This window comes from Janthinobacterium sp. HH102 (genome assembly GCF_001758625.2).
In the GTDB taxonomy this organism is placed as follows: domain Bacteria; phylum Pseudomonadota; class Gammaproteobacteria; order Burkholderiales; family Burkholderiaceae_D; genus Janthinobacterium.
This window is the reverse complement of the sequence record NZ_CP062062.1, coordinates 377,083-399,213: the sequence shown is the minus strand read 5'-3', so window position 1 is coordinate 399,213 and position 22,131 is coordinate 377,083. Positions and strand designations below refer to the sequence as shown.

At 59.9% G+C, this 22,131-nt stretch carries 24 protein-coding genes; 8 read left to right on the top strand and 16 right to left on the bottom strand.

Annotated elements, in window-relative coordinates; all coding sequences use genetic code 11:
• Nucleotides 1–11: 11 nt before the first annotated feature.
• The 3 genes from JAB4_RS01760 to JAB4_RS01750 form a co-directional block, all read right to left on the bottom strand.
• Nucleotides 12–527 carry a hypothetical protein gene (locus JAB4_RS01760; RefSeq protein ID WP_070218939.1) on the bottom strand — a complete coding sequence of 172 codons (516 nt, stop codon included), beginning with the start codon at nt 525–527 and terminating at the stop codon, nt 12–14.
• 120 nt (nt 528–647) lie between these two features.
• Entirely contained in the window at nt 648–2,279 is a 1,632-nt protein-coding gene (locus JAB4_RS01755; RefSeq protein WP_070218938.1) for an NAD(P)-binding protein, read from the bottom strand.
• Nucleotides 2,279–3,790: a polyamine aminopropyltransferase gene (locus JAB4_RS01750; protein ID WP_070218937.1), complete on the bottom strand. Its 1,512-nt coding sequence runs from the start codon at nt 3,788–3,790 to the stop codon at nt 2,279–2,281. Before JAB4_RS01750 ends, JAB4_RS01755 begins: the two co-directional genes overlap by 1 nt.
• Nucleotides 3,791–3,850: 60 nt before the next feature.
• Here JAB4_RS01750 and JAB4_RS01745 point away from each other — a divergent pair, with 60 nt between their 5' ends.
• The 8 genes from JAB4_RS01745 (at nt 3,851) to JAB4_RS01710 (ending at nt 10,020) form a co-directional block, all read left to right on the top strand.
• Nucleotides 3,851–4,237: a DUF350 domain-containing protein gene (locus JAB4_RS01745; RefSeq protein WP_070218936.1), complete on the top strand. Its 387-nt coding sequence runs from the start codon at nt 3,851–3,853 to the stop codon at nt 4,235–4,237.
• 31 nt (nt 4,238–4,268) lie between these two features.
• Nucleotides 4,269–5,303: an SPFH domain-containing protein gene (locus tag JAB4_RS01740; protein ID WP_070218935.1), complete on the top strand. Its 1,035-nt coding sequence runs from the start codon at nt 4,269–4,271 to the stop codon at nt 5,301–5,303.
• A 20-nt stretch (nt 5,304–5,323) separates the two neighbouring features.
• Complete coding sequence (locus JAB4_RS01735; RefSeq protein ID WP_070218934.1) at nt 5,324–6,790, top strand: DUF4178 domain-containing protein; 1,467 nt, start codon at nt 5,324–5,326, stop codon at nt 6,788–6,790.
• Nucleotides 6,783–6,959: a hypothetical protein gene (locus JAB4_RS01730; RefSeq protein WP_157792409.1), complete on the top strand. Its 177-nt coding sequence runs from the start codon at nt 6,783–6,785 to the stop codon at nt 6,957–6,959. Before JAB4_RS01735 ends, JAB4_RS01730 begins: the two co-directional genes overlap by 8 nt.
• Before the next feature lie 2 nt (nt 6,960–6,961).
• Nucleotides 6,962–7,327 carry an adenosylmethionine decarboxylase gene (speD, locus tag JAB4_RS01725; protein WP_070218933.1) on the top strand — a complete coding sequence of 122 codons (366 nt, stop codon included), beginning with the start codon at nt 6,962–6,964 and terminating at the stop codon, nt 7,325–7,327.
• Nucleotides 7,328–7,396: 69 nt separating this feature from the next.
• Nucleotides 7,397–7,951 (top strand): hypothetical protein, encoded by a 555-nt coding sequence (locus tag JAB4_RS01720; RefSeq protein WP_070218932.1) that lies wholly within the window; start codon nt 7,397–7,399, stop codon nt 7,949–7,951.
• Nucleotides 7,952–8,227: 276 nt separating this feature from the next.
• The gene (gene rsgA, locus JAB4_RS01715; RefSeq protein WP_070218931.1) at nt 8,228–9,292 is read left to right on the top strand and encodes a ribosome small subunit-dependent GTPase A; all 1,065 of its coding nucleotides are present in this window, start codon (nt 8,228–8,230) and stop codon (nt 9,290–9,292) included.
• A 140-nt stretch (nt 9,293–9,432) separates the two neighbouring features.
• Nucleotides 9,433–10,020, top strand: a complete 588-nt coding sequence (locus JAB4_RS01710; RefSeq protein ID WP_139143704.1) for a hypothetical protein — start codon at nt 9,433–9,435, stop codon at nt 10,018–10,020.
• 68 nt (nt 10,021–10,088) lie between these two features.
• On the opposite strand, the gene JAB4_RS01705 is transcribed toward JAB4_RS01710, so the two are convergent.
• The 13 genes from JAB4_RS01705 to mnmG form a co-directional block, all read right to left on the bottom strand.
• Entirely contained in the window at nt 10,089–10,508 is a 420-nt protein-coding gene (locus tag JAB4_RS01705) for a F0F1 ATP synthase subunit epsilon (RefSeq protein ID WP_065307860.1), read from the bottom strand.
• Between the two features lie 62 nt (nt 10,509–10,570).
• Entirely contained in the window at nt 10,571–11,971 is a 1,401-nt protein-coding gene (atpD, locus tag JAB4_RS01700; RefSeq protein ID WP_034752705.1) for a F0F1 ATP synthase subunit beta, read from the bottom strand.
• A 29-nt stretch (nt 11,972–12,000) separates the two neighbouring features.
• A complete protein-coding gene (atpG, locus tag JAB4_RS01695) occupies nt 12,001–12,876 on the bottom strand; it encodes a F0F1 ATP synthase subunit gamma (RefSeq protein WP_070218929.1) in 876 nt (291 codons plus the stop codon).
• A 62-nt stretch (nt 12,877–12,938) separates the two neighbouring features.
• Nucleotides 12,939–14,480, bottom strand: coding sequence for a F0F1 ATP synthase subunit alpha (gene atpA, locus JAB4_RS01690; protein ID WP_034752701.1), 1,542 nt, complete (start codon nt 14,478–14,480; stop codon nt 12,939–12,941).
• A gap of 78 nt (nt 14,481–14,558) precedes the next feature.
• The gene (locus JAB4_RS01685; protein WP_070218928.1) at nt 14,559–15,104 is read right to left on the bottom strand and encodes a F0F1 ATP synthase subunit delta; all 546 of its coding nucleotides are present in this window, start codon (nt 15,102–15,104) and stop codon (nt 14,559–14,561) included.
• A gap of 2 nt (nt 15,105–15,106) precedes the next feature.
• The gene (locus JAB4_RS01680; protein ID WP_034752697.1) at nt 15,107–15,577 is read right to left on the bottom strand and encodes a F0F1 ATP synthase subunit B; all 471 of its coding nucleotides are present in this window, start codon (nt 15,575–15,577) and stop codon (nt 15,107–15,109) included.
• Nucleotides 15,578–15,620: 43 nt separating this feature from the next.
• A complete protein-coding gene (atpE, locus tag JAB4_RS01675; protein ID WP_034752695.1) occupies nt 15,621–15,899 on the bottom strand; it encodes a F0F1 ATP synthase subunit C in 279 nt (92 codons plus the stop codon).
• A gap of 59 nt (nt 15,900–15,958) precedes the next feature.
• Nucleotides 15,959–16,768, bottom strand: coding sequence for a F0F1 ATP synthase subunit A (gene atpB, locus JAB4_RS01670; RefSeq protein WP_046681851.1), 810 nt, complete (start codon nt 16,766–16,768; stop codon nt 15,959–15,961).
• Between the two features lie 51 nt (nt 16,769–16,819).
• Nucleotides 16,820–17,188 carry an ATP synthase subunit I gene (locus JAB4_RS01665; protein ID WP_034752692.1) on the bottom strand — a complete coding sequence of 123 codons (369 nt, stop codon included), beginning with the start codon at nt 17,186–17,188 and terminating at the stop codon, nt 16,820–16,822.
• Nucleotides 17,189–17,458: 270 nt separating this feature from the next.
• Nucleotides 17,459–18,343, bottom strand: coding sequence for a ParB/RepB/Spo0J family partition protein (locus tag JAB4_RS01660; protein ID WP_070218927.1), 885 nt, complete (start codon nt 18,341–18,343; stop codon nt 17,459–17,461).
• A gap of 64 nt (nt 18,344–18,407) precedes the next feature.
• The gene (locus tag JAB4_RS01655; protein ID WP_046681849.1) at nt 18,408–19,178 is read right to left on the bottom strand and encodes an AAA family ATPase; all 771 of its coding nucleotides are present in this window, start codon (nt 19,176–19,178) and stop codon (nt 18,408–18,410) included.
• A 167-nt stretch (nt 19,179–19,345) separates the two neighbouring features.
• A complete protein-coding gene (gene rsmG, locus JAB4_RS01650; protein ID WP_070218926.1) occupies nt 19,346–19,990 on the bottom strand; it encodes a 16S rRNA (guanine(527)-N(7))-methyltransferase RsmG in 645 nt (214 codons plus the stop codon).
• Nucleotides 19,987–21,936: a tRNA uridine-5-carboxymethylaminomethyl(34) synthesis enzyme MnmG gene (gene mnmG, locus JAB4_RS01645; protein ID WP_070218925.1), complete on the bottom strand. Its 1,950-nt coding sequence runs from the start codon at nt 21,934–21,936 to the stop codon at nt 19,987–19,989. Before mnmG ends, rsmG begins: the two co-directional genes overlap by 4 nt.
• Between the last annotated feature and the right edge of the window lie 195 nt (nt 21,937–22,131).

The window sequence follows — 22,131 nt, the reverse complement described above, 5'->3', positions numbered from 1 at the left end:
CATTCACATCATCAATATGATTTCAGCAAGCCACCACGAAGCTTTCGCAACGAAAGATACCCACCACTGACCACGAAAACACCTTCCTCGTTCCTGATCTCGATATTGCCCTCATCCCAGCGCAGCAAGCGCGGCAAATTCTGCCGATAGATAACGATGCCAGTATGGCGCGCTTCCTCGACATAATGCATTTTTAACAGACGCACTTCTATTTCCCCAAGCATGCCAAGTCCATTATCCCGTACCTTGAATGCGGCCGGAAGGACGGCTATCAGCGAGAACAACGATCCTATCCCCGCCCCCAGCAATACCACCTCAAGTGGCGCCTTCGATTCACGATCCAGAGAAAAAAGATAAGTGATGGCTACCATGCATATCAGCAGGGTAACGATCCAGGAAGTTGCCTGGGCCTTGGATTGAAACAGCACAAAGTAGCGCCACTTTGCTAGCGGAAAGAAAATAGACGTGACACTACGGCGTATTTTTTCCATCCTGCCGTCCTCAAACCGATGCTTTGTCTGCTTCATTTTCGCTCCATTGTTAACACAAAAAGAAAGCTGTCCGCACAAGCAGTACAGCTATTTATTATGTTTTGGAAAAAAATGAAGAGGTTGACAGAAATCATCTAAGGCGACTTTTGCATCGCGTCAGACAGCCGCCAGCCGCGCCGCCCTATCCCCCCACCATGCCGCCTCCTCGAACACGGAAAAGCCCGACAAATCCGCATGCGCGAACAGGATGGCGCCGTCGTGTTCGCGCAAGGCCTTCAAGCCCGCGTTGCTGCGAAAGCCCGGCAAGGGCGCCGCCATGGCGTGACCGCGCACGGTGATGTCGACGCGCTCTACGCTGCTGGCAAAATCGCGCCCATACGCCGTCTTTAAATCGACGCTGGCCAGCGCCAGCAGTTCTTCGGGGCTGGCCACATCTAACCATTTGCGCGCTTGCTGCGGCGTGCGGTCGGACAGGGCCACGTAGGCGCTGAAGACGGTTTTCTCGGGCGGGCGCACGCGGATGTCCTGGTGGGTCGAGACGACGTAGCCGAGGCCCGGTTCCTGGTACACCACGTTGTCCCAGCACAGGGGCGCATGCGGCAGTTCGTCGGGAAAGCGTTTCAGTAAAAAATTCGCCACCAGCCACGGCGCATACGCGGGCGTATCGCGTTTCGCGTCGAAGCCATAGTCGGCGATGTTCTTCACCACGCGCGCCGCCACGTACAGCGGCATGGCGCAGATGGCCTTGCGCGCCTTGACCAGGTAGGTGCGCGGCTGGCCGTCGACCAGTTCCAGGCACAGCGCTTCCACGCCGTTGGCCGTCGTCGTGAGGGAAACCACCGTGCCCGCGTGGCGCCGGACCTTGGACGCCTGTTCCATGGCCGTGGCGACCGGTTGCATGCCGCCCGGCCAGGTCAGCCAGGCGCCATTGCCCGCATTGGCGGCCTGGCCCCAGCGGCTGCAGTAGTAATGCAGGCCGGCCCAGGCCGAGACCTGGTCGTAGCGCGTGCCGTAATCGTCGCGGCAGCAGTAATTCAGATACCAGTGCAGGGTGGGCGAGGTATAGCCTTCGCGCTCCATCCACTGCTTCAAGGTGATGGTGTCGAGCGCCTGCCAGGCCGGATCTTGCGACGACGCCACGGTAGGAAAGACGAAGACGCGCTTGCCATCGTTGCCATGCGCCTGGCGCAAACGCCGCACCTCGGCAAAGAAGCGTTCATGCTGCGCCAGTTCCGCAGGCGGCACGCCTTCGGTGGGAATGAAGCCGTCCTGCCAGTGGCCGTTGAACAGCAATCGCTCTTCCGGAGCGTGCAGGATGTAGCGCTCGTCGTAATATGGCTTTTCCGCCTGCGGATCGCGCTGGATAATCCCCAGGTCGAACAGGATCTCTCGCACATGGGTCGATTCGGGCGACGGCAACGGCAGGTAATGGCCACCGGTCGGATAGGCCAGGTCGCCGAAGTGGCCGCCGGCCGCGTTGCCATACGGCTGCGGGCCATCGATCATGAGAAAATCCCTGTGCCCCAGCTTGTTCAAACGCCAGGCGGCCGTCAGGCCCGCGATGCCGGAGCCGAGGATGGCCACGTCGGTCGTCAAGGTGCGTGCAGGCGGCGGCAGCGCCGTGCCCTCGCGCAGCAGCTTGCGCAAATAATGCCCCTCGCTGCGGCCCGGATACAGCACCTTGGGCGTGATTTCCTGCCAGCGCAGATACGCGGCGATGCTGCCGATGCCGGCCGCCGCCGCCGCGGTGCCGCCGGCGGCCCACAGCATGAAGGAGCGGCGCTGCATCAGCGGATCACCCGGTTCCAGTCCTGCTCGAATTCATGCACGAGCGACTGGGTATTCAAGCGGTTCGGCGCCATGGGCAGCGGCTGCATGTCGGGCGGGAAGATGAACATCTCGCGCGTGGTGTCCGCATTCAGGTAGCGCATCGGCAGGCGGTATTGCGTCGGCGGTGCGTAGTCGAGCTGGGGCGAGGCAAGGATAAAACCCCATTCACCGAACGAGGGCACGTAGGCGTGGTAGGGCCAGGTGCGCATGCCCACTTCGCGCAGGGTCGAATTGATGGTCCAGTAGGCGTGCGGGGCAAAGAACGGCGACGTCGATTGCACCACCATCAAGCCCTTGGCCGCCAGGTGCTTTTTCACCAGGTCGTAGAACGGCACCGAATACAGTTTGCCGAGCGCGAAGCTGGACGGATCGGGGAAATCGACGATGGCCGCGTCGAACATGTCGCCGTTGTTGCGCAGCCAGACGGCGGCATCGGCATTGACGACGGTGACGCGCTTGTCCGAGAACGCGTTGTTATTTAACTTTGCCAGTTCCGGGCGCGTGGTAAACGCGGCCGTCATGGCAGGATCGAGGTCGACCACGGTGACGTGTTCGATCTGTGGATAACGGAGGATTTCGCGCAGCGCCAGGCCATCGCCGCCGCCCAGCACCAGCACGCGGCGCGCCCACGGCAGCGCTTCGAGCACGGGGTGCACCAGCGCCTCGTGGTAGCGGTACTCGTCGCGCGAGGAAAACTGCAGATTGCCGTTGATGTAGAGCCGCGTATCGTCCTTCCAGCGCGTGATCACCAGGCGCTGGTAAGGCGTCGTGGTGGAATACACGATCTGGTCGCCGAACAGGCCGTGCTCGCCCCAGGCCACCATGCGGTCGGACATGGCAAAGCCGGCGACCAGCACCAGCATCACGGCGCAGGCGCGCAGGAAGCGCCCCGTGAGGTTCTTCAGCTCCGCGCGGAACACGTAAATCGTCCACAGGCCCACGCCCACGTTGAGCATGCCGAACAAAAAGCCCGTGCGCACCAGGCCCAGGTAGGGCGACAGCACCAGCGGAAACAGCAGGGAGACGGCCAGCGCCCCCAGGTAATCGAAGGTGAGCACGCGGCTGACCAGCTCGGAAAACTCCGTCTGGCGCGAGTTCAGGGCGCGCATCACCAGCGGCACTTCCATGCCGACCAGTGCGCCGATCAGGAACACCATCACATACAATAAGGTGCGAAATGGCGCGGCCATCCACGAGAACGTCATGAACAGGATGGCGGCCGACAAGCCGCCGATCAGGCCCACGGCCAGCTCGATGTCGACGAAGCGCGAGAGCACGTCGTCGTCCCGCACATACTTGGAAAAGTGGGCGCCCACCCCCATGGCAAACAGGTAGCAGCCGATGATGGTGGAAAACTGCAGGATGGAATCGCCGAGCAGGTAGCTGGACATGGCGCCGGCGATCAGTTCATACGCGAGGCCGCAGGAGGCGACCACGAAGACGGACAAAATCAGAATCTTTTTGTTCATTGGACTTTTTTTTGTTCTAATATGCGTTGACGTTATCAAATACTCATTGCGAGGAAAGCCGTGCCCGCCATCCTAAACTATCTGATCCATCTTATACTGGCCGCCGCGCTGCTGATTGCCTTTTTTATCATCTACACGCGCGTCACGCCGTATAACGAAGTGCTGCTGATCCGACAGGGCAACCAGGCGGCGGCCCTGTCGCTGGGCGGCGCGCTGCTGGGCTTTTCCGCCACCATCGCCTCGTCCCTGATGCACACGGCCAACTACCAGCAATTCTTCGCCTGGGCCTTCGGTGCCATGGTGGTGCAATTGCTCGCCTATGTGGTCACCACGCGCCTGCTGCGCATGTCGAAGGATCAGATCGAATCGAACAACAGCGCCTTCGGCGGCCTGCTGGGCGCCATTTCGCTGTCGATCGGCGCCATCAACGCCGCCTGCATTTCCTGACACCGCTTTATCTTATTCAAGGACATCCATCATGAGCCTCGGCAGCTTTATCAAGAAGCAGTTTATCGACGTACTGCAGTGGAACGAAGAGACGGAAGGCGTGCTGGCCTGGCGCTTCCCCATGCAGGATTTCGAGATCCAGAACGGCGCCATCCTGAATGTGCGCGAATCGCAGGTCGCCGTCTTCGTCAATGAAGGCAAGATCGCCGACGTCTTCGGTCCCGGCACGCACAAGCTGACGACGCAGACCTTGCCGCTGCTGACCAACCTGAAAAACTGGGACAAGCTGTTCGATTCGCCGTTCAAGTCGGACGTGTATTACTTCAGCACGCGCGTGCAGACCGGCCGCAAGTGGGGCACGCCGCAGCCGATCACCATCCGCGACAAGGATTTCGACATGATCCGCGTGCGCGCCTTCGGCATGTATTCGTACCGCATCGCCGACGCCCGCACCTTCTTCACCGAGATCAGCGGCACGCGCGAAGTCTATACGCGCGACGAGGTGGAAGATCAGTTGCGCGGCATTCTGATGTCGAGCATGGCCAGCTCGCTGGGCGGCGCGAATGTCCCCTTCCTCGACATGGCGGCCAACCAGGCGCTGATGGCGCAAGAGGTCAAGGATGGCCTGGCGCAGGCGTTTGCCCGCTACGGCGTGGGCCTCGATGAATTCAACGTGGCCAGCATCAGCCTGCCCGAGGAATTGCAGGCGGCGCTCGACGAACGTATTTCCGCCGGCATGAAGGGCGGCCTGGGCGCTGACAAGATGAGCGGCTACACCAAATTCCAGGTGGCCAACGCGATCCCGCTGGCGGCGCAGAACGAAGGCGGCATGGCCGGCATCGGCGCCGGTCTCGGCGCCGGACTGTCGATCGGCCAGGTGATGGCGCAAAGCATGGGCGGTGCGCTGCAGCAGCCCGCCCCGGCACCCGCTCCGGCGGCTCCACCTGCCGAGGAACCGATCGAGGCGCGCCTGGAAAAACTCAAGGGTTTACTGGACAAGGGGCTCATCTCGCCGGCCGACTACGATGGCGCCAAGGCTGAACTGCTGAAAAAACTGATCGGCTGATTAGGGCGAAATACGACTGCATGCAAACTGTTTCCTGTCCCAGCTGCGGCGCGGAAGTGCATTTCCGCTCGCACGCTTCCGTGCTCGCCGTGTGCGAGTACTGCCACAGCACCATCCTCAAGGACGCCGATTCCGTCAGGGACGTGGGCAAGATGTCGGCCGTCCTGGAAGACTATTCGCCGATCCAGATCGGCACGGCCGGCGTACACGACGGCGTGCACTTCACCGTCGTCGGGCGCATCCAGCAGCGCTACAGCGCCGGCACGTGGAACGAGTGGTATCTGCTGTTCGACGACGCCAGCACGGCGTGGCTGGGCGACTCGTCCGGCCTGTACACGCTGACGCGCGAGCGCGGCACGCAGGATGCCCTGCCCGCCTTTGGCGAGCTGGCGCCGGGCAGGCGCTACACGATCTGCGGCGAACCGTACACGGCCGCCGAGATCCGCAGCGCCGAATGCATCGCCGGCCAGGGCGAGCTGCCCTTCAAGGTGGGCGCCGGCTGGCGCATCCAGGTGGCGGACTTCCGCAACTACGCGAGCTTCGTCACGCTCGACTACACGGATGGCCCGCAACCGGTCGTCTACCAGGGCGTCGCCGTCACCCTGGACAGTTTGCAATGCCAGCTGCTGCGCGACGACGAGGCCATCGCCAAAAGCGCCGGCAAGTACCGCGGCAAGCTCGATGCGCTCGACTGCCCCTCCTGCGGCAGCGGCATCCAGTACGTCCCTGGCGCCGCGGCGCAGCTCGTGTGTCCCGCCTGCCATGCGCAGCTCGATGCCAGCGGCCCGGAAGCGCAGGTGCTGGCCATCGGCAAGCAGGTGCACGAGAACGCCGACATCACGCTGGAACTGGGCGCCAGCGCGAAGATCAGCAATGTGGATTTCACGGTGATCGGCATGATGCGCCGCGCCGACGACGAGGGCAGCGAGTGGAACGAATACCTGTTGTACAACGCGCGCGCCGGCTTCTTCTGGCTGGTGGAGACGGACGAGGGCTGGTCGCGCTCGAACGTGCTGCCGAACTGGCCCAGCTGGGCCTCGCTGGACGCCGCCAGCTGCACGCTCGATGGCGCCACCTACCGCAAACTGTATGACTACGGCTCGCAGGTCGTGTATGCGGCCGGCGCCTTCAACTGGAAGGTGGCCGTCGGCGACAGCACGCGCGTCTATGAATTCGAGCAGGGACAGACCAAGCTGGCGGCGGAACTCACGGGCGAGGAAATGACCTGGTCGCGCTCCGTGCCCGTCGCCTACGACCAGATGGCCGCCTGGTTCGGCGCCGCCTTCCATGGCGCCATCAAAACGACGAATATCCAGCTCAGTCACCGCGGCATCGCCAAGGTCTTCATCGTCATCGTGCTGGTCTTGAATGCGATCCCCATGTTCGTGTCGTTCTCCAGCACCTTGATGTGGAGTTTGCTGGGCTGCCTGGCGCTGTTCCTGCCCGCCGCTTTTCTCGACAAGAATGCAAAGAATCCCCATGAGTAAATACGTGATCTACGCCCTGATGGTGACGTTTTCCGTCACGGCCGCCAACTGGGTGCGCATGTTCAAGGTGGCCGGCAGCGGCAGCAGCGGCGGCAGCAGCTGGAGTTCGCGCACGGGCGGCGGCGGCGGCAGCTATGGCGGCGGCTCCAGCGGCGGCAGCCACAAATAAGCATGGCGTCCGCACCGCATCTCCCCCTGGGCATCCATCTGCTGGCCGACCTGTCGGGCATCGCACCGGAACGCCTGCGCGACTGCGCCGCGCTCGAGCGCCTGCTGCGCGAGGCGGCCATCGCGGCCGGTGCGCAAGTACTGCACGGCCATTTCCACAGCTTTGGCCCGGGCCAGGGCGTCACGGGCGTGCTGCTGCTGGCCGAGTCGCACATCTCGCTCCATACCTGGCCCGAAGTGGGCTTTGCCGCCGTCGACATCTTCATGTGCGGCGCGGCCCGGCCGCAGCTGGCGCTGGACATCATCCAGGCTGCGCTGCAACCGGCGCATTGCCAGCTGCAGTCCGTGCGGCGCGCCCCGCCCGGATAGACCTGGCGTCGCTGGTGGATCGCGCGGGGATCGCTTACACTGTCGGCTGATCCCCCAACCGTGACTCCCATGCGCCGTTCCGCCCTCCTTGCCCTGCCCCTGCTGCTGCTGGTTTCCGCCTGCGATGACTACACGGCGCCCAGCCTGTACCAGGCCACCACGCCCGAGTGCAAGACGTGGACGGATGGCTCGCGTTTCGAACTGCCGCGCGGTATCAGCATCTACGCCACGCCGCCTGTCACCCTGAAGGAAGGCGGCACGGAGCTGGCGCTGATTTTTACCTTGCCCGTCGGCACCCAAGCCAGTTTTACGCGCCTGTCCTTCCTGCTGGAAGAACCGAAAAAGCCGCCTTTCGCGGAAGCCAAGATACTCACCATTTACCAGCGCGGCATGAACCAGAAGGCGGAGATCGTCGACGTCATCGAGCAGTTGCCCATCATGTTTGCCGCCGTCGGCAACAGCAAGGAAACCCAGTGGCGCTTGCGCCTGCAACTGCCGCGCCAGCTGCCGCAGCGCTTTGATCTATCCATGCCCGACATGCTCGTCGGCGGCAAGCGCTATCCGGTACGCACGTTTACGTACCGTTATTTCCCCGAGCGCCAGGCATACGGCATGTGCAGCTGAGCCACACCATCCATTGACGGCGGCGCATGCCGCTGGCACACTGGCGTTTTCCATCACACAACAGGAGTAGACAACATGCGCCATTCGGATACTGCCGTGCTGTCGGCTGCCTGATCACTGTTTTCCCCTGCTAAGCCTTTTTAGCTCGCCATTCCCCATACGCGTGATCGCGTAGCCGACGTCCCTTTCTTTCGTGCCAGTCATCGCGACTGGCGGTGCCTGCACGCGCAGGCTATACGTCCGCATGCGGACGACAGAATTTGGAATCACGCTACCATGATCGCATTCGATTTTGCGCAACTACGCCTTATCGGGCTGCAGCAGGCTATCGCCGGCGCGGCCACCCAACTCAACGTATCTTCCACCACCGCGCAGCTGATGCGCGTGAGCGCCGTGCACCGCGACAGCATCGGCGTGCACGACGGCAGCCTGGAACAGCCGGCGCAGATCCTGCCACGCCTGCTGCACGCGCTGCTCGAACACGACACCATCCTTGCTGTCGGCGACTGGATCGCCGCCGAACCCGATCTTCACGGCACGCTGTGGATAACGGCGCACTTATCCCCAGTCACGCAGATCGCGCGGCGCGGCAATGACGGCCGGCGCCAGGTGCTGGCCAGCAATGTCGACACGGCCCTGCTGGTGATGGGACTCGATGAGGATTTTAATCCGCGCCGCCTGGAGCGTTACCTGACCATCGTGCTGGCGGCCCAGGTCAGCCCCGTGGTGGTACTGAGCAAGGCCGACGTGGCCGACGACGTGCCGGGAAAACTGGCCCAGCTCAGGCAGCGCCTGCCGCCCCACGTGCCGCTGTTCGCCATCGATACGCGCCACGCGTATGACGTGGCCATCCTGGAACCCTGGCTGGGTGCCGGCCAGACCCTGGTACTGCTCGGCTCATCGGGCGCGGGAAAGTCCAGCCTGACCAATACCTTGTGCGCGGCGGATCAAGCGACCAACGGCGTGCGCCACGGCGACGGCCGCGGCCGGCATACGACGACGGCCCGCTCGCTGCACCTGTGTGCGGATGGCGCCTGCATCATCGACACGCCGGGCTTGCGCAGCTGGCGCGCCGATGCCGATGCGCAGACCCTGGCGGCCACGTTCGACGACATCGCGGCAGTGGCGTCCACCTGCCAGTTCCGCGATTGCCAGCATGCCAGCGAACCCGGTTGCGCCGTGCGTGGCGCCGTCGACGGGGACCGCCTGCGCAACTATCACAAGCTGCTGCGCGACGCGCGCCGCAGCGAGGAGACGCCGCTCGAGCGCAGCGCAGCGCGCGCCAAGTGGAAGGTGACGATGAAGGCCTTCAGGCAACGTGACAAGGATGGAATGGCGTGAACAGCCGAGCCACAGCCAGGATGCTGGAATATATCAAAGTTGCAATTGAGAAATATGCAAGGTATAGTCAAATGCACTACCAACAGAGATGCCCCGCACGCAATGCGCGCGGTCCGCCAACCATGACATGAGGATGCACTGTGTTCAAGGGAAAAACCGTTTTACTACTGAGTACATTGTCAGCTTGCCTGTTCGCCAGCAGCTCGCTGTTCGCGCAGAAGCTGATCGTGCCGCAAGAGATTCACCATGCCGACAAAGTCTACACGCTGGCGTTTACCGCGCCGCAGGGTCGCAACAGCAAACGGGCCTTGTATGAATATACGACGAATGGCGAAGCGGTGGAAAAATGGAGCAGCCTGATTACCATACTCTACGAAGGCAATTCCAAGACCGATCCCTTGGACTTCTCGGCCGCCCTGCTCAAGTCGCTGGCAGCCACCAAGCCGGAACCCATTTCCTCCGTCACTGTCGAGAACGGCCACGTGCTGATGCGGTCGGTATATGAACCGGATGCGGCCAACCCCGTGTATGAATCGAACGTCAGCAAGAGCTTTCATGGCGCTGCCGCCTGTGGTGGCCTGCTGCAGTTTCAATATGCGGTAAAGACACCGGCGGGCGCGGACCAGTCAGCGGCGGGCAGGCAGGCTAGCCTGAAGCTGGTCAATGAGGGCAATGCCAGCCTGGCTGCCCAGTTGCGCGATAGCGCCTGGCAGCCAAGCTGCGAATAAGCCAAGCGGCTGAAGCATAAAAAAGGCAGCCCGCAGGCTGCCTTTTTGTATTACTGCGTGCGAGCAAATTAATGCTTGCGCAGCTTCTGGATCGCTGCCAGCTGCGCAATCGCGCTGGCCAGCTCGGCTTGCGCTTGCGCGTAGTCGATGCCCGAATCCTTGTTGTGGATATTTTCTTCCGCCAACTTCTTCGCTTCCAGCGCTTTCGCTTCGTCGAGGTCGTGACCGCGGATCGCGGTATCGGCCAGGACGGTCACGGTATCCGGTTGCACTTCCAGCAGGCCGCCGGCAACGAAGACGAACTCTTCTTCAGCCTGGCCGACTACCTTGATGCGGACCGCGCCCGGACGGATGCGGGTAATCAAAGGCGTGTGGCGTGGGTAGATACCCAGCTCGCCCTGTTCACCCGGCAACGCGACGAATTCTGCTTCGCCTGAAAAAATCAGTTCTTCAGCGGAAACCACGTCAACGTGAATTGTGTGTGCCATGTGTGTCCTATCGGGTTGAAGAACCCCGCCGTCTAACGGGCGGGGTTAGGCCCAGACTTAACTTAGTTAAGTTTCTTGGCTTTTTCGATTGCTTCTTCGATCGTGCCGACCATGTAGAACGCTTGTTCCGGCAGGTGATCGAGTTCGCCCGAAGCGATCATTTTGAAGCCCTTGATCGTGTCTTTGAGCGAAACGTATTTACCAGGCGCGCCGGTAAAGACTTCAGCGACGTGGAAAGGCTGCGACAGGAAACGCTGCATCTTACGTGCACGGGCAACCAGCAGTTTGTCTTCCGGTGCCAGCTCGTCCATACCCAGAATCGCGATAATGTCGCGCAATTCCTTGTAGCGTTGCAGGGTCGTTTGCACGGCACGCGCGGTGTCATAGTGCTCTTGACCAACGATCAACGGATCGAGCTGACGCGAGGTCGAATCCAGTGGGTCCACGGCTGGGTAGATACCCAGGGAAGCGATGTCACGCGACAGCGCAACGGTCGAATCCAAGTGAGCAAACGTGGTAGCAGGCGACGGATCGGTGTAATCATCGGCTGGAACGTAGACGGCCTGGATCGAGGTGATCGAACCGGTCTTGGTCGACGTAATACGCTCTTGCAGACGGCCCATTTCTTCCGCCAGGGTCGGTTGGTAACCCACAGCCGACGGCATACGGCCCAGCAGTGCCGATACTTCGGTACCAGCCAGCGTAAAGCGGTAGATGTTGTCGACGAAGAACAGAACGTCTTTGCCTTCATCACGGAACGATTCAGCGATCGTCAGGCCGGTCAGCGCGACGCGCAGACGGTTACCTGGCGGTTCATTCATCTGACCGTAGACCATCGCGACCTTGGAGTTCTCTGGGTTTTCCAGATCGACCACTTTCGCGTCAGCCATCTCGTGGTAGAAGTCGTTACCTTCACGGGTACGCTCACCGACGCCGGCGAACACGGACACGCCGCTGTGCGCTTTGGCGATGTTGTTAATCAGTTCCATCATGTTCACGGTCTTGCCTACGCCAGCGCCGCCGAACAGACCGACTTTACCGCCTTTTGCAAACGGGCACACCAGGTCGATCACCTTGATGCCGGTTTCCAGCAGTTCTTGCGATGGCGACAGTTCGTCGTATGCAGGAGCGGTGCGGTGGATCGACGCGATCTGCTCGTGCGACACGGGGCCGCATTCGTCGATCGGGTTGCCCAGCACGTCCATGATGCGACCCAGGGTTGCTTTACCGACTGGCACCATGATAGGTTTGCCGGTGTTCTGGATCATCATGCCGCGACGCAGGCCATCGGACGAGCCGAGTGCAATGGTACGGACAATGCCGTCGCCCAACTGCTGTTGTACTTCCAGGGTCAGTTCCGAGCCTGCCATCTTCAAGGCATCAAATACCTTAGGCATCGCGTTGCGGGGAAACTCAACGTCCACCACAGCGCCGATACACTGAACGATTTTGCCATCAGCCATGTTCGTTCCTTCAATATAGTTAAATTCGTTTAAACCGCAGCCGCACCGGCGACGATTTCGGAGAGTTCTTTGGTAATCGCAGCTTGGCGGGTCTTGTTGTAGATCAGCTTCAATTCGCCGATCACACTACCCGCGTTGTCGCTTGCAGCTTTCATCGCGACCATCCGTGCCGATTGCTCGGACGCCAGATTCTCCGCGACTGCCTGGTACACCAGCGCTTCTACATAGCGCTCCAGCAATTCGTCGATGATGCTTTGTGCATCCGGCTCGTAGATGTAATCCCACGAGTGTGCGCTCTTGTCGGCGACCATTTTGTCAGCCGTCAACGGCAGCAACTGTTCGACCACTGGTTCCTGCTTCATCGTGTTGATGAATTTGGTGTAGCACAGGTACACTGCGTCGAGCTTGCCAGCCTGGAATTCTTCGAGCATGACCTTGACAGGTCCGATCAATTTATCCAGGTGCGGCGTATCACCGGTTTGAATGGCAGAGGCGACGATCTTGACGCCGATGCGATTCAAAAAACCCAAACCCTTGTTACCGATGGCAACTGCTTCAATCCGGTTGCCAGCTGCTTCCAGCTCGCGCGACTTCGACGTCACCTGGCGCAGGATGTTGGTGTTCATGCCGCCGCACAGACCTTTGTCGGTCGTGACAACGATGAAACCCACTGCCTTCGCTTGCGTACCCTGGGCAACTGCCAGGAACGGGTGCGTGTATTCCGGATTGGCGTTCGCCAGATTGGCGGCGATATTCCGAATCTTGTCACTGTAGGGACGAGCGGCCCGCATCCGGTCTTGCGCCTTGCGCATTTTGGACGCGGCGACCATTTCCATCGCCTTGGTGATCTTCTTCGTATTCTCTACGCTCTTGATCTTGCCTCGTATCTCTTTGCTTGATGCCATGAGTCCTTACTCCTTCTGCGCGTAGGGCGGCGCCTCACTCGAGGCGGGCGCCGCCTGGCCGCTTAATATGCGCCGGATTTCTTGAAATCAGCAATGGCCGCCGACAGAGTTGCTTCGCTGTCTTTGTCGAGTTGCTTGGTTTCTTCGATCTTGGCCAGCAGAGCAGCTTGCTTGGTCTTCATGTAAGCGTGGACACCAGCTTCGAACGACAGCACTTGCTTGACTGGCACGTCGTCCATGAAGCCTTTGTTCACCGAGAACAGCGATACGGCCATCAGCGAGATCGACAGTGGCGAGTATTGGGCTTGCTTGAGCAATTCCGTTACGCGGGCACCACGGTCCAGCTGCTTGCGGGTCGATTCATCCAGGTCCGAAGCGAACTGCGCAAACGCGGCCAGTTCACGGTACTGCGCCAAGTCGGTACGGATACCGCCGGACAGGTTTTTGATGACCTTGGTCTGGGCGGCGCCACCGACGCGCGATACGGAAATACCGGCGTTAATCGCAGGACGGATACCGGCGTTGAACAACGAGGTTTCCAGGAAGATCTGACCGTCGGTAATCGAAATGACGTTGGTTGGCACGAATGCGGACACGTCGCCAGCTTGCGTTTCAATGATCGGCAGTGCCGTCAGGGAACCGGTCTTGCCTTTGACGGCGCCGTCGGTGAACTTCTCGACGTAGTCGGCGTTCACGCGTGCTGCGCGTTCCAGCAGGCGGCTGTGCAGGTAGAACACGTCGCCTGGGTACGCTTCGCGACCTGGTGGACGGCGCAGCAGCAGCGAGATTTGACGGTATGCAACAGCTTGTTTGGACAGATCATCGTAGACGATCAGTGCATCTTCACCGCGGTCACGGAAGTATTCGCCCATGGCGCAACCGGAGTACGGCGAGATGTATTGCATGGCGGCCGATTCCGAAGCGGAAGCGGCGACAACGATGGTGTACTCCATCGCGCCGTGCTGTTCCAGCGAGCGCACGATGTTCTTGATCGACGAGGCTTTTTGGCCAATCGCGACGTAGATACATTTCATGCCCTGGCCTTTTTGATTGATGATCGCATCAATCGCCACGGCCGACTTGCCGGTTTGACGGTCGCCGATGATCAGTTCGCGCTGGCCGCGGCCAACTGGAACCATCGCATCGATCGACTTCAGGCCGGTTTGCATTGGTTGCGAAACGGATTCACGGGCGATCACGCCCGGGGCGATTTTTTCAATCGCGGCCGTCAGTTTGGTCTCGATGGCGCCTTTGCCGTCGATCGGCTGGCCCAGCGCGTTGACAACGCGGCCGAGCAGCTCAGGACCGACTGGCACTTCCAGAATGCGGCCGGTGCATTTCACCGTGTCGCCTTCGGAGATGTGCTCGTAGGCACCCAGAATCACGGAACCGACGGAGTCGCGTTCCAGATTCATTGCCAGGCCAAACGTGTTGCCTGGGAATTCCAGCATCTCGCCTTGCATCACGTCCGACAAACCGTGGATGCGGCAGATACCGTCGGCGACGGAAATAACCGTGCCTTGATTACGCACTTCAGCGCCGCCGTCAAGACCTTGGATCCGGCTCTTGATCAACTCGCTGATTTCAGATGGGTTGAGTTGCATACTAACTCCTAAAAGTGTTTCTCTCAGCTTGCGCGAGGGGTAAGGGTCTGTCTAAGCTGGCCTGCCGAAGCGCGTGTCTTACGACACCAGTGCAGCGTGCAGTTGCTGCAGCTTGGCGCGCACCGAGGTATCGAGCACTTGGTCGCCAACAACCACGCGCACGCCGCCGAGCAGCGATGGATCCACTGTGACGGCAGGGTTGAGCTTACGACTGAATTTCTTTTCCAGCGTTGCGACCAGCTCGGCCGTTTGGCCTTCGCTCAGATCGAAAGCGCTCGTGATCTCGGCGTCAGCCGCACCTTCCAGGCCATTTTTCAAGACATGGAATTGCGCGCCGATTTCCGGCAGCAGGCTGATGCGGCCATTTTCGATCAACATCGTGACGAAGTTTTTCACTTCCTCATTGAGCGGCGATTTCAACAACGACAGGATGGTGGCGGCGACGTCGCTTTCCGAAACCTTCGGATTGCGCGCGTACGCCTGTACCTCGGGGTGGCTACCGATCTGTGCCAGTTCGGACACCAGCTCGGACCACGCCGCGAGGTTGCTTGACTCCTTACCAGCTTGGGCTACGCGGAACAAAGCTTCCGCGTAGGGACGGGCGACGGTTGCGAGTTCTGCCATGATTACAGCTCGACAGCAAGACGCTGCAACATTTCGGCGTGAGCCGTAGCGTTGACTTCACGCTTCAGGATCTGCTCGGCACCCTTGACAGCCAGGTCAGCCACCTGAGCGCGCAATTGTTCGCGTGCTTTCGACAGTTGCTGTTCGGCGTCCGACTGGGCTTGCGCAATGATACGCGCAGCTTCAGCTTGTGCATTTTGCTTGATCTCTTCAGCAACCAGCTGCGCGCGCTTTTCAGCGTCCGCAACGCGTTGCGACGCTTCTTCACGTGCACTGTTCAATGCCTCTTGCGCACGCTTTTCAGCGACTGCCATCGAAGCCTGACCTTGATCGGCCGCAGCCAATCCATCCGCGATTCGTTTGGCACGCTCATCCAGCGCGTTGTTCAGCGCTGGAAATACGAACTTCATCGAGAACCAGACCAACACCGCGAAGGTGATCATCTGGCCGATGAGCGACATATTGATGTCCATACCTTTGCTCCTAACTAAAAGTTTCTCCTAGGGTTGGAGCGAATTACTGAGCAACAGCCGTCAGAGCGGACAGGAACGGGTTAGCGAACGTGTACAGCAGAGCAACACCAACGCCGATCATCGAGATAGCATCCAGCAGACCAGCGATAACGAACAGTTTGGTTTGCAGTTGTGGCATCAGTTCTGGTTGACGTGCCGAAGCTTCCAGGAATTTGCCACCCAAGATAGCGAAGCCCAGAGCGGTGCCGATTGCGGCCAGGCCGATGATGATTGCTGCTGCCAGAACGGTCATGCTTTGTACTTGTGCGATCAGAGCTTGCATAAAATTCTCCTAAATTTAAAAACGAAAGATACTAAAAAAACAAAATATAAAGTTAATGATTAATGTTTCTCAACCGCGAGGCTCAGATACACAACCGTCAACGCCATAAACACAAAAGCTTGCAAAGTTACAATCAAGATATGGAAAATTGCCCATGGACCACCCAACGCCCACTGTGCCCACCAAGGCAACAACGCGATCAAGATGAAAATCAGTTCGCCGGCATACATATTGCCGAACAGTCGCAGCGACAGGGAGATCAGTTTTGCAACCAGCTCAACCATTTGCAGCAAGAAATTGACAGGTGCCAGGGCGATCGTGCCGATCAGGCCGCTCGCATGGAACGGTGCCGTGAACAGTTCCTTGATCCAGCCGCCCAGGCCCTTGGCCTTGATCGAGAAGGCGATCACGCACAGCACGACCGACAGCGACATGGCGAATGTGTGGTTGACGTCGGCGGTCGGCACGGCGCGCAGTTTATGCACGCCAAACCAGCTCAGGATCTTCGGCAACAGGTCAACCGGCAGGAAGTCCATCGCGTTCAACAACCAGACCCACACAAAAATAGTGATGGCCAGCGGCGCGATGACCTTGCTTTTCGCGTGGAAGGCCCCATTAATAGTGTCATTGACGATTTCCATGACCATTTCGACGAAGTTTTGCAACTTGCCAGGGACACCAGCCGTCGCGCGGCGCGACGCCATATAGAAAACAGCCAGGAAAACAAAGCCCAGAATGGCCGAAATCCAGAACGTATCCAGATTGATCATGCCGTCGGCACTTCTCAGGTGGGCCAGATGGTGACTGATGTATTCTGTGGCGTTGGCCGGGGCAGCATGGCCCGCTTCAATAGCGTGTTCTGTGGTCATAATGAATTTAGATTTGTCGTTTCAGAGCTCAACAGGCCCCAAAACCAATGATTAAACAGCGAGCAATGAAAACCAGTATGCTAAGGTTGCCACCGCGAAACCCAAGATCAGCCATAACCAGGCGGCCGACTGAAACAACACCAGTGCCAATATAAACAGCACCGCTGTGATAAATATTTTCACCACTTCTGCGCGCAAATGCGCCCGGAATGCCTTGTTGGCGTCGCTAGAACCGCGAACCACCAACAGGGCATACACCAGGCTACCGATGACTGCGATAGCGCCGCCGTATGCGGCGGACCAGCCTCTGACACTGCCACCAAAAAACAGGGTAACCGTGGCAAAACTGATAGCGATTGCTAGCTGCAATGCAACTACTTTGTAGACTGGCTTGGCAATACTTTGTTGTGAATCACTCAATTGCCAAGTTCCCAGAAAAATCTACACACGCAAAGACACGGGATTATAGTTGGCTTTGATCTATAGAGTCAAACGTTGGTGCACCGCAGCAGGGCAATTGCTGCGTGAAACTGACGCTTTACCGACTATTCGCCGCCATTTGCACCACTATATGGCAAAGTCGCTTGTCTGGCCGCTTCCAGCCGTGTTATCAAGGAATCACGTGGTGCATCCGGAAAGCATGGCCGGATCGGCCACACCCGCATGGCCCCTGTCTTTGCAGCTTGCTATTTAACCACGCAAACGTGTCAACAAGCCATCGAGCACGTCAAGATCGGCAAAATCGATGACCAATTGGCCACGGCCTTTGTTGCCCATCTTGAACACCACGGGCGTGGCCAGCGCATCGGACAGCTCTTCTTCCAGGCGCGCGATGTCGCCGGACTTTTCCTTTTGCCGCGGCTCAACCGGGTTGGCCGCTTCCTCGAGCGTGCGGGTGACGAGCTTTTCCGTTTCGCGCACCGACAGGCGCTTGGCCACGACCTGGTTCGCCAGGGTGATCTGGCTGGCCGCATCGACGGCCAGCAGCGCGCGCGCATGGCCCATGTCGATATCGCCGGCCATCAGCATGGTTTGCACGGGACTGGCCAGGTTCATCAAACGCAACAGGTTCGACACGGCGCTGCGCGAGCGTCCCAGCGCAGTGGCCGCTTGCTCATGCGTAAAACTGAAGTCGGCGATCAGGCGGTGGATGCCCTGCGCCTCTTCCAAAGGATTGAGGTCTTCGCGCTGGATGTTCTCGATCAGCGCCATCGCGGCGGCGGCCAGGTCGTCCACGTCGCGCACCAGCACCGGCACTTCCGTCAGGCCGGCCAGCTGCGAGGCGCGGAAACGGCGCTCGCCTGCGATAATTTCATATTTGACAAGTCCGCTCAGGCTGTCCTGCCCGATCGGGCGCACCAGGATCGGCTGCATCAGCCCTTGCGCCTTGATCGAAGCGGCCAGTTCATTCAAGGCCCCCTCGTCCATGCGCGTGCGCGGCTGGTACTTGCCGGCTTGCATTTGTGATACGGGCAAGTTCGACGGTTGTGTCGTGTCCGGACTGGCAAAATCGCCGCCGCCGCCCAACAGGGCGTCGAGTCCGCGACCCAGTCCTTTTAATTTTTTCGTAGCCATGCTGTCCTAATCGTGTTTTCAGAGTAAGCGCTTACATCAAACCGTGCAGGCGCCCGCCTCTTGTTTACATATGTTTGATGCGCTCGACCATCTCGGCGCCGAAGGCGATATACGCCTGGGCACCTTTCGAGCTGGGGTCGAAGGTCACGCCGGGCAAGCCGTACGACGGCGCTTCGGCCAGGCGCACGTTGCGCGGGATGATGGTATTGAAGACCTTGTCGCCGAAGTGCTGTTCCAGCTGCGCCGACACTTGTTGCGATAATGTCATGCGCGGATCGAACATCACGCGCAGCAAGCCGATGATCTTCAAATCCGGGTTCAGGTTCGCATGCACCTTCTTGATGGTGTTGACCAGGTCGGACAAGCCTTCCAGCGCGTAGTACTCGCACTGCATCGGGATGATCACGCCATGCGCGGCGCACAGGCCATTCAGGGTCAGCATCGACAATGCCGGCGGGCAATCCACCAGGATGAAGTCATATTCACTGTCGACTTCGGCCAGCGCATCCTTCAGGCGGCGTTCGCGGTTGTCGAGTTCGACCATCTCCACTTCGGCGCCGGCCAGTTCGCGGTTCGACGGCAAGACATCGAAGCGCCCCGCTTCCGAACGCTGGCGTGCCGTCTTGACATCGGATTCGCCCAGCATGACTTCATAGGTCGACGCCTTCAGGCCGGCCTTGTTGATGCCGGCGCCCATGGTCGCATTGCCCTGCGGGTCGAGGTCGACCAGCAGCACGCGCTGGTTCAATTTGGCCAGACCGGCGGAGAGGTTGACGCTTGTTGTGGTTTTACCAACACCACCCTTTTGATTTGCTACACAAAAAATTTTGGCCATGTATCTTCTAGTTGTAAAGAGATGCAAACTTCATCGTGCGCCCCGGCATCCGACCGAAACGATTTATACTGTTTATTTTATTTATACGATATAAATCGTTTATACGGTTTATATTATTTATACCGTATAAACTGTTTATATGATTTATACCGTTAATTACAAGGCCTTTAAATTCTTGCTATAAAGACCAGATGACGCTCTGCATTTAGCCCTGGCACCTGGATCGCCCGTAATTCCGTCACTTTCCAGTCTGCCGGCAGTCGCTCTCTCTCGTCTGGCGGTGCCACCCCTTTCAAGGCGATGAATTGTCCGCCCTCGGCCAGCACGTGGTGCGACCAGTTGACGAAGTCGGACAGGTCGGCAAAGGCGCGCGAGGTGATCACGTCGAATTTCTGCGCCACTTCCAGCTGTTCCACCCGCTTCGTGTACACGGTGACGTTGGCCAGGCCCAGTTCCGCCTTCACTTGCGTCAAGAATGCCGTCTTTTTATGCACCGTGTCGATCATCGACACCTTTACGTCGGGCCGTGCGATGGCCAGGACCATGCCCGGCAAGCCGCCGCCGGCGCCCACGTCGAGCACATGCTTTGCATCCGCGAACGCCGGCACGGCGGCCAGCGAATCGAGCACGTGCAAGGTCAGCATCTGCAGGGGATCGCGCACCGACGTCAGGTTGTACACGCTGTTCCATTTGGCCAGCAAGGCCAGGTAATCGAGCAGTTTTTCCGTCTGATCCGCGCTCAGGTCCAGCCCCAGCGCGGCGATGCCTTCATTCAAAATCTGGGCCAATGCGGCCCGGTCAAACTGCTTCATTCAACAACCTCGTCCTTTAAAGTGGTGGTCTGTATTTCGGCTTGCCCTGCGCCAAAGCCGCGCTTTTTCAGGTGGACCAGCAGCAGCGAAATCGCCGCCGGCGTCACGCCGGAAATGCGCGATGCCTGGCCCAGGGTTTCCGGGCGCTGCTTGTCGAGTTTTTGCCGCACTTCGACCGACAGCGCACCGATATCCAGGTAGTTAAAACCCTCGGGCAAGGCCAGGTTTTCATAGTGTTCGTGGCGCTCGATTTCCTTGCTCTGGCGCTCGATGTAGCCCGCATATTTGAGCTGGATTTCCACCTGTTCGCGCACGGCGGGGTCTTCCACGCCGGGCCCGGCCAGGGCCTGGCCTTCCATGCCCGTCATGCTCATCAGGGTGTCGTAGGCCACGTTCGGGCGGCGCAGCAGGTCCGCCAGCGAGTATTCGCGCTCGAGCGCCTGGCCCACGATGCGTTCCGATTCGGCGGCCGCCAGAATGCGCGGATTGACCCACGTGGAACGCAGGCGCTCGAGCTCGCGCGCCACCGCTTCGCGCTTAGTCTCGAAGGCTTGCCATTGCACGTCGCCCACGCAGCCCAGCGCGCGGCCGATTTCCGTCAGGCGCATGTCGGCATTGTCTTCGCGCAGGCTCAAACGGTACTCGGCGCGGCTGGTGAACATGCGGTACGGCTCCTGCACGCCCTGGGTGATCAGATCGTCGACCAGCACGCCCAGATAGGCCTCGGAGCGGCCCGGTACCCAGGCTTCCTTGTCCTGCGTCAGCAAGGCCGCATTCAGGCCCGCCAGCATGCCTTGCGCGGCCGCTTCCTCGTAGCCCGTGGTGCCGTTGATCTGGCCGGCGAAGAACAGGCCCGCGACGGCCTTCGTTTCCAGCGACGCCTTCAAGCCGCGCGGGTCGAAATAATCGTATTCGATGGCATAGCCGGGGCGCAGGATATGGGCGTTTTCCATGCCCTTCATCGACTGTACCAGGGCGATCTGCACATCGAACGGCAGGCTGGTGGAGATACCGTTCGGATAGAACTCGTGCGTCGTCAAACCTTCCGGCTCGAGGAAGATCTGGTGCGATTCCTTGCCCGAGAAACGGTGGATCTTGTCTTCGATCGAGGGGCAGTAACGCGGGCCCACGCCTTCGATGACGCCCGTGTACATGGGGCTGCGGTCCAGGCCGGCGCGGATGATGTCGTGCGTCTGGCTATTCGTGTGCGTGACCCAGCACGGCACCTGGCGCGGATGCATGGCCGTGTTGCCCATCACCGAAAACACGGGCACGGGATCGAGGTCGCCCGGCTGTTCTTGCATCACGGAAAAGTCAATCGTGCGGCCATCGATGCGCGGCGGCGTGCCCGTTTTCAAACGGCCCTGCGGCAGTTTCAGCTCTTTCAGACGGGCCGACAGCGAGATGGCGGGCGGGTCGCCGGCGCGGCCAGCCGAATAATTATTCAAGCCCACGTGGATCTTGCCGTCGAGGAAAGTACCGGCCGTCAGCACGACGGCGCGCGCGAGAAACTTCAAGCCGATCTGCGTGACGGCGCCGACGACCCGGTCGCCTTCGACGATCAGGTCATCGACCGCTTGCTGGAACAGCCACAGGTTGCTCTGGTTTTCCAGGCGCGTGCGGATGGCGGCCTTGTACAAAATACGGTCGGCCTGGGCGCGCGTGGCGCGAACTGCCGGGCCTTTCGAGGAATTCAGGATACGAAACTGGATGCCGGATTCGTCGGTGGCAATCGCCATCGCGCCGCCCATGGCATCGACCTCCTTGACCAGGTGGCCCTTGCCGATGCCGCCGATGGAGGGGTTGCACGACATCTGGCCCAGTGTCTCAATATTATGCGTGAGCAATAGCGTCTTCTGCCCCATGCGGGCGGAAGCGAGGGCCGCCTCGGTACCGGCGTGACCACCACCGACAACGATGACGTCGAATTCTGTAGGAAATAACATGATAAATAGGTAACAGTGCAAGTAAAAATGCGGGAAGAGAGCTCCGATTATAGAGTCTTTTTGCGAACGCAACCTTCCACGGGCCATTTTTTGCTTAATTTTTACTCAGCGAGGGCAAGTCGACAGCGATTTTTGTTTCACGTGGAACACGCCCAGGCGCCAGGACAGGCCCGCGCCGCGCTGCGGGGTCCGGCA

Coding starts and splice junctions, on each gene's coding strand:
- rsmG (WP_070218926.1), bottom strand. CDS start 19,990: ATGAAGCAGTTTGACCGGGCCGCATTGGCCCAGATTTTGAATGAAGGC.
- JAB4_RS01760 (WP_070218939.1), bottom strand. CDS start 527: ATGAAGCAGACAAAGCATCGGTTTGAGGACGGCAGGATGGAAAAAATA.
- JAB4_RS01755 (WP_070218938.1), bottom strand. CDS start 2,279: ATGCAGCGCCGCTCCTTCATGCTGTGGGCCGCCGGCGGCACCGCGGCG.
- JAB4_RS01735 (WP_070218934.1), top strand. CDS start 5,324: ATGCAAACTGTTTCCTGTCCCAGCTGCGGCGCGGAAGTGCATTTCCGC.
- atpE (WP_034752695.1), bottom strand. CDS start 15,899: ATGCAAGCTCTGATCGCACAAGTACAAAGCATGACCGTTCTGGCAGCA.
- speD (WP_070218933.1), top strand. CDS start 6,962: ATGGCGTCCGCACCGCATCTCCCCCTGGGCATCCATCTGCTGGCCGAC.
- JAB4_RS01750 (WP_070218937.1), bottom strand. CDS start 3,790: ATGAACAAAAAGATTCTGATTTTGTCCGTCTTCGTGGTCGCCTCCTGC.
- JAB4_RS01685 (WP_070218928.1), bottom strand. CDS start 15,104: ATGGCAGAACTCGCAACCGTCGCCCGTCCCTACGCGGAAGCTTTGTTC.
- atpA (WP_034752701.1), bottom strand. CDS start 14,480: ATGCAACTCAACCCATCTGAAATCAGCGAGTTGATCAAGAGCCGGATC.
- atpD (WP_034752705.1), bottom strand. CDS start 11,971: ATGGCTGATGGCAAAATCGTTCAGTGTATCGGCGCTGTGGTGGACGTT.
- mnmG (WP_070218925.1), bottom strand. CDS start 21,936: ATGTTATTTCCTACAGAATTCGACGTCATCGTTGTCGGTGGTGGTCAC.
- JAB4_RS01660 (WP_070218927.1), bottom strand. CDS start 18,343: ATGGCTACGAAAAAATTAAAAGGACTGGGTCGCGGACTCGACGCCCTG.
- JAB4_RS01655 (WP_046681849.1), bottom strand. CDS start 19,178: ATGGCCAAAATTTTTTGTGTAGCAAATCAAAAGGGTGGTGTTGGTAAA.
- JAB4_RS01720 (WP_070218932.1), top strand. CDS start 7,397: ATGCGCCGTTCCGCCCTCCTTGCCCTGCCCCTGCTGCTGCTGGTTTCC.
- atpG (WP_070218929.1), bottom strand. CDS start 12,876: ATGGCATCAAGCAAAGAGATACGAGGCAAGATCAAGAGCGTAGAGAAT.
- rsgA (WP_070218931.1), top strand. CDS start 8,228: ATGATCGCATTCGATTTTGCGCAACTACGCCTTATCGGGCTGCAGCAG.
- JAB4_RS01730 (WP_157792409.1), top strand. CDS start 6,783: ATGAGTAAATACGTGATCTACGCCCTGATGGTGACGTTTTCCGTCACG.
- JAB4_RS01705 (WP_065307860.1), bottom strand. CDS start 10,508: ATGGCACACACAATTCACGTTGACGTGGTTTCCGCTGAAGAACTGATT.
- atpB (WP_046681851.1), bottom strand. CDS start 16,768: ATGACCACAGAACACGCTATTGAAGCGGGCCATGCTGCCCCGGCCAAC.
- JAB4_RS01680 (WP_034752697.1), bottom strand. CDS start 15,577: ATGGACATCAATATGTCGCTCATCGGCCAGATGATCACCTTCGCGGTG.
- JAB4_RS01740 (WP_070218935.1), top strand. CDS start 4,269: ATGAGCCTCGGCAGCTTTATCAAGAAGCAGTTTATCGACGTACTGCAG.